The organism is Alloalcanivorax xenomutans (assembly GCF_900217905.1).
GTDB classification, from domain to species: Bacteria; Pseudomonadota; Gammaproteobacteria; order Pseudomonadales; family Alcanivoracaceae; genus Alloalcanivorax; species Alloalcanivorax xenomutans.
In genome coordinates this window covers 1-5,148 of record NZ_OBMO01000039.1, presented here as the reverse complement: position 1 = coordinate 5,148, position 5,148 = coordinate 1, and the positions used below count along the sequence as shown (strand labels likewise).

Here is a 5,148-nt window from a genome sequence, read left to right as displayed (position 1 = left end):
GCAAACGTGTGGGACCTGTTTGGGGTCGAGTTCTTGACTAGATATCGACTCTGAACAAGTCAACCCAGTTGAGTTGTAATGAGTTGAGCATGATTTAAGTGCTCCTTGTTTTCCTTTGGGAAGGTGAGGCCACTTTAAACGCTTTTTGAACTGAAGAGTTTGATCATGGCTCAGATTGAACGCTGGCGGCAGGCCTAACACATGCAAGTCGAGCGGAAACGATGGGAGCTTGCTCCCAGGCGTCGAGCGGCGGACGGGTGAGTAACACGTGGGAATCTGCCCATTAGTGGGGGATAACTCGGGGAAACTCGAGCTAATACCGCATAATCCCTACGGGGGAAAGCAGGGGATCTTCGGACCTTGCGCTGATGGATGAGCCCGCGTCGGATTAGCTTGTTGGTGGGGTAATGGCCCACCAAGGCGACGATCCGTAACTGGTCTGAGAGGATGGCCAGTCACACCGGGACTGAGACACGGCCCGGACTCCTACGGGAGGCAGCAGTGGGGAATCTTGGACAATGGGCGCAAGCCTGATCCAGCCATGCCGCGTGTGTGAAGAAGGCCTTCGGGTTGTAAAGCACTTTCAGTAGGGAGGAAGGCTTTGGGCTAATACCCTGGAGTACTTGACGTTACCTACAGAAGAAGCACCGGCTAATTTCGTGCCAGCAGCCGCGGTAATACGAAAGGTGCGAGCGTTAATCGGAATTACTGGGCGTAAAGCGCGCGTAGGCGGTGTGTTAAGTCGGATGTGAAAGCCCAGGGCTCAACCTTGGAATTGCATCCGATACTGGCACGCTAGAGTGCAGTAGAGGGAGGTGGAATTTCCGGTGTAGCGGTGAAATGCGTAGAGATCGGAAGGAACACCAGTGGCGAAGGCGGCCTCCTGGACTGACACTGACGCTGAGGTGCGAAAGCGTGGGGAGCAAACAGGATTAGATACCCTGGTAGTCCACGCCGTAAACGATGTCTACTAGCCGTTGGGGTCCTTAGTGACTTTGGTGGCGCAGCTAACGCGATAAGTAGACCGCCTGGGGAGTACGGCCGCAAGGTTAAAACTCAAATGAATTGACGGGGGCCCGCACAAGCGGTGGAGCATGTGGTTTAATTCGATGCAACGCGAAGAACCTTACCAGGCCTTGACATCCTGCGAACTTTCTAGAGATAGATTGGTGCCTTCGGGAGCGCAGTGACAGGTGCTGCATGGCTGTCGTCAGCTCGTGTCGTGAGATGTTGGGTTAAGTCCCGTAACGAGCGCAACCCTTGTCCTTAGTTGCCAGCACTTCGGGTGGGAACTCTAGGGAGACTGCCGGTGACAAACCGGAGGAAGGTGGGGACGACGTCAAGTCATCATGGCCCTTACGGCCTGGGCTACACACGTGCTACAATGGTTGGTACAGAGGGTTGCGAAGTCGCGAGGCGGAGCTAATCTCTCAAAGCCAATCGTAGTCCGGATTGGAGTCTGCAACTCGACTCCATGAAGTCGGAATCGCTAGTAATCGCGGATCAGAATGCCGCGGTGAATACGTTCCCGGGCCTTGTACACACCGCCCGTCACACCATGGGAGTGGATTGCACCAGAAGTAGTTAGTCTAACCTTCGGGAGGACGATTACCACGGTGTGGTTCATGACTGGGGTGAAGTCGTAACAAGGTAGCCGTAGGGGAACCTGCGGCTGGATCACCTCCTTAACGAAAGAACTTTCCAAACAGGACCCACACGTTTGCTTGTCTGTTGTTCCGGCGTCGAGAAGCCGGTAACAAGTGATTCGAAAGAATTATTTGTTACCGGTTTTTTAGTCCGGTCTTGAGGTTCATCTTCAAGATGCTCTTTAACAATCTGGGAAATGAGAAGTCCAAGTATTCCAATGGAATACAAGCGTTAGAGACTTATATCTGACACTTGTGTCTATTAGGTGAATCGTTGGCGTTGCGAGCTGTATGGCTTAAGCGGTTGATGCGAGTTGACTGTTTTGGGTTATATGGTCAAGTGACGAAGCGTACACGGTGGATGCCTTGGCAGCCAGAGGCGATGAAGGACGTTGTAGCCTGCGATAAGCTTCGGGGAGTCGGCAAACAGACTTTGATCCGGAGATTTCCGAATGGGGAAACCCACCCTTTATGGGTATCCTGTACTGAATCCATAGGTGCAGGAGGCGAACGCGGGGAACTGAAACATCTAAGTACCCGTAGGAACAGAAATCAATTGAGATTCCGTCAGTAGCGGCGAGCGAACGCGGATTAGCCCTTAAGCATATGACTGATTAGGAGAACGGTCTGGGAAGGCCGGCCATAGTGGGTGATAGCCCCGTATCCGAAAATCTGAATATGTGAAAACGAGTAGGTCGGGGCACGTGAAACCTTGACTGAACATGGGGGGACCATCCTCCAAGGCTAAATACTCCTGGCTGACCGATAGTGAACCAGTACCGTGAGGGAAAGGCGAAAAGAACCCCGGAGAGGGGAGTGAAATAGACCCTGAAACCGTGTACGTACAAGCAGTCGGAGCCCGCTTTGTTGGGTGACGGCGTACCTTTTGTATAATGGGTCAGCGACTTATTCTCAGTAGCGAGGTTAACCAATTAGGGGAGCCGTAGGGAAACCGAGTCTGAATAGGGCGATATAGTTGCTGGGAATAGACCCGAAACCGAGCGATCTACCCATGGGCAGGTTGAAGGTGCGGTAACACGCACTGGAGGACCGAACCGGGATCTGTTGAAAAAGATTCGGATGACCTGTGGGTCGGAGTGAAAGGCTAATCAAGCTCGGAGATAGCTGGTTCTCCCCGAAAGCTATTTAGGTAGCGCCTCGGACGAATACCACTGGGGGTAGAGCACTGTTTCGGCTAGGGGGCCATCCCGGCTTACCAACCCGATGCAAACTCCGAATACCAGTGAGTACTATCCGGGAGACACACGGCGGGTGCTAACGTTCGTCGTGAAGAGGGAAACAACCCAGACCGCCAGCTAAGGTCCCCAAATTCCAGTTAAGTGGGAAACGATGTGGGAAGGCTCAGACAGCTAGGAGGTTGGCTTAGAAGCAGCCATCCTTTAAAGAAAGCGTAATAGCTCACTAGTCGAGTCGGCCTGCGCGGAAGATGTAACGGGGCTCAAACTGGATACCGAAGCTGCGGCAGCGTGCTTATGCATGCTGGGTAGGGGAGCGTTCTGTAAGTCTGTGAAGGTGTGTTGAGAAGCATGCTGGAGATATCAGAAGTGCGAATGCTGACGTGAGTAACGATAATGGGGGTGAAAAACCTCCACGCCGAAAGACCAAGGTTTCCTGCGCAACGCTAATCGGCGCAGGGTAAGTCGGCCCCTAAGGCGAGGCAGAAATGCGTAGCTGATGGGAAACGGGTTAATATTCCCGTACTTCTTATAACTGCGATGGAGAGACGGAGAAGGCTAGGCCTACCGGGCGTTGGTTGTCCCGGGGAAAGGCAGTAGGCTGGGATCTTAGGCAAATCCGGGATCCTAAGGCTGAGAGCCGAGACCATTGGGGCTTTGTCCCCGAGAAGTGGTTGATGCCCTGCTTCCAGGAAAATCTTCTAAGCTTCAGGTTATAAGGAACCGTACCCCAAACCGACACAGGTGGTTGGGATGAGTATTCTAAGGCGCTTGAGAGAACTCGGGTGAAGGAACTAGGCAAAGTGGTACCGTAACTTCGGGAGAAGGTACGCCACCGATGGTGAAGGGCTTGCCCCGTAAGCTGTTGGTGGTCGCAGTGAAAAGGCCCCTGCAACTGTTTATTAAAAACACAGCACTCTGCAAACGCGTAAGCGGACGTATAGGGTGTGACGCCTGCCCGGTGCCGGAAGGTTAATTGATGGGGTTAGCTTCGGCGAAGCTCTTGATCGAAGCCCCGGTAAACGGCGGCCGTAACTATAACGGTCCTAAGGTAGCGAAATTCCTTGTCGGGTAAGTTCCGACCTGCACGAATGGCGTAATGATGGGGGCACTGTCTCCACCCGAGACTCAGTGAAATCGAAATCGCAGTGAAGATGCTGTGTACCCGCGGCTAGACGGAAAGACCCCGTGAACCTTTACTACAGCTTCACAGTGGACTTTGAGCCTGCTTGTGTAGGATAGCTGGGAGACGTTGAAGCAGTGACGCCAGTCATTGTGGAGTCAACCTTGAAATACCAGCCTGGCATGTTTGAGGTTCTAACCCAGGCCCGTTATCCGGGTCGGGGACATTGTGTGGTGGGTAGTTTGACTGGGGCGGTCTCCTCCCAAAGAGTAACGGAGGAGCACAAAGGTACCCTCAGCACGGTCGGACATCGTGCAATGAGCGTAAAGGTAGAAGGGTGCTTGACTGCGAGACCTACAAGTCGAGCAGGTGCGAAAGCAGGTCTTAGTGATCCGGTGGTTCTGTATGGAAGGGCCATCGCTCAACGGATAAAAGGTACTCCGGGGATAACAGGCTGATACCGCCCAAGAGTTCATATCGACGGCGGTGTTTGGCACCTCGATGTCGGCTCATCTCATCCTGGGGCTGAAGCCGGTCCCAAGGGTATGGCTGTTCGCCATTTAAAGAGGTACGCGAGCTGGGTTTAGAACGTCGTGAGACAGTTCGGTCCCTATCTGCCGTGGGCGTTAGAGATTTGAGAGGAGCTGCTCCTAGTACGAGAGGACCGGAGTGGACGAACCTCTGGTGTTCCGGTTGTCACGCCAGTGGCATTGCCGGGTAGCTACGTTCGGACGGGATAACCGCTGAAAGCATCTAAGCGGGAAGCCTCCCTCAAGATGAGATCTCTCTGGGAACTTGATTCCCCTAAAGGGCCGTTGAAGACCACAACGTTGATAGGCGGGGTGTGGAAGCTGCCGTAAGGCGTGAAGCTAACCCGTACTAATTGCCCGTGAGGCTTGACCATATAACGCCAAAGCAGTTGAACTGCATCTGATAGAATGAGTGTTGGATAAACGCTCTGACGCTGGACTTCCTAATTTCTCAGAATACTTTGCTGGCTTAGCCAGTGAGGTAAACAGATTTGGCTGCTTGCCATGGTAAGTGACCAAGCCGGTTTGCCTGACGACTATAGCGAGTGGGAACCACCTGATCCCTTGCCGAACTCAGAAGTGAAACCGCTCAGCGCCGATGGTAGTGTGGGGCTTCCCCATGTGAGAGTAGGTCATCGTCAGGCTCTTAAATA

At 53.4% G+C, this 5,148-nt stretch carries 3 rRNA genes; all 3 read left to right on the top strand.

The annotated features are described in order from the left end of the window. Nucleotides 1-147 precede the first annotated feature (147 nt). The 3 genes from CRO06_RS19735 (at nt 148) to rrf (ending at nt 5,139) form a co-directional block, all read left to right on the top strand. Nucleotides 148-1,688, top strand: a 16S ribosomal RNA gene (locus tag CRO06_RS19735). 292 nt (nt 1,689-1,980) lie between these two features. After that, a 23S ribosomal RNA gene (locus CRO06_RS19730) occupies nt 1,981-4,869 on the top strand. A gap of 154 nt (nt 4,870-5,023) precedes the next feature. Further along, nucleotides 5,024-5,139: ribosomal RNA gene (gene rrf / locus CRO06_RS19725) — 5S ribosomal RNA — on the top strand. Together the 16S, 23S and 5S rRNA genes form the textbook arrangement of a ribosomal RNA operon. The last annotated feature ends 9 nt before the right edge of the window (nt 5,140-5,148 follow it).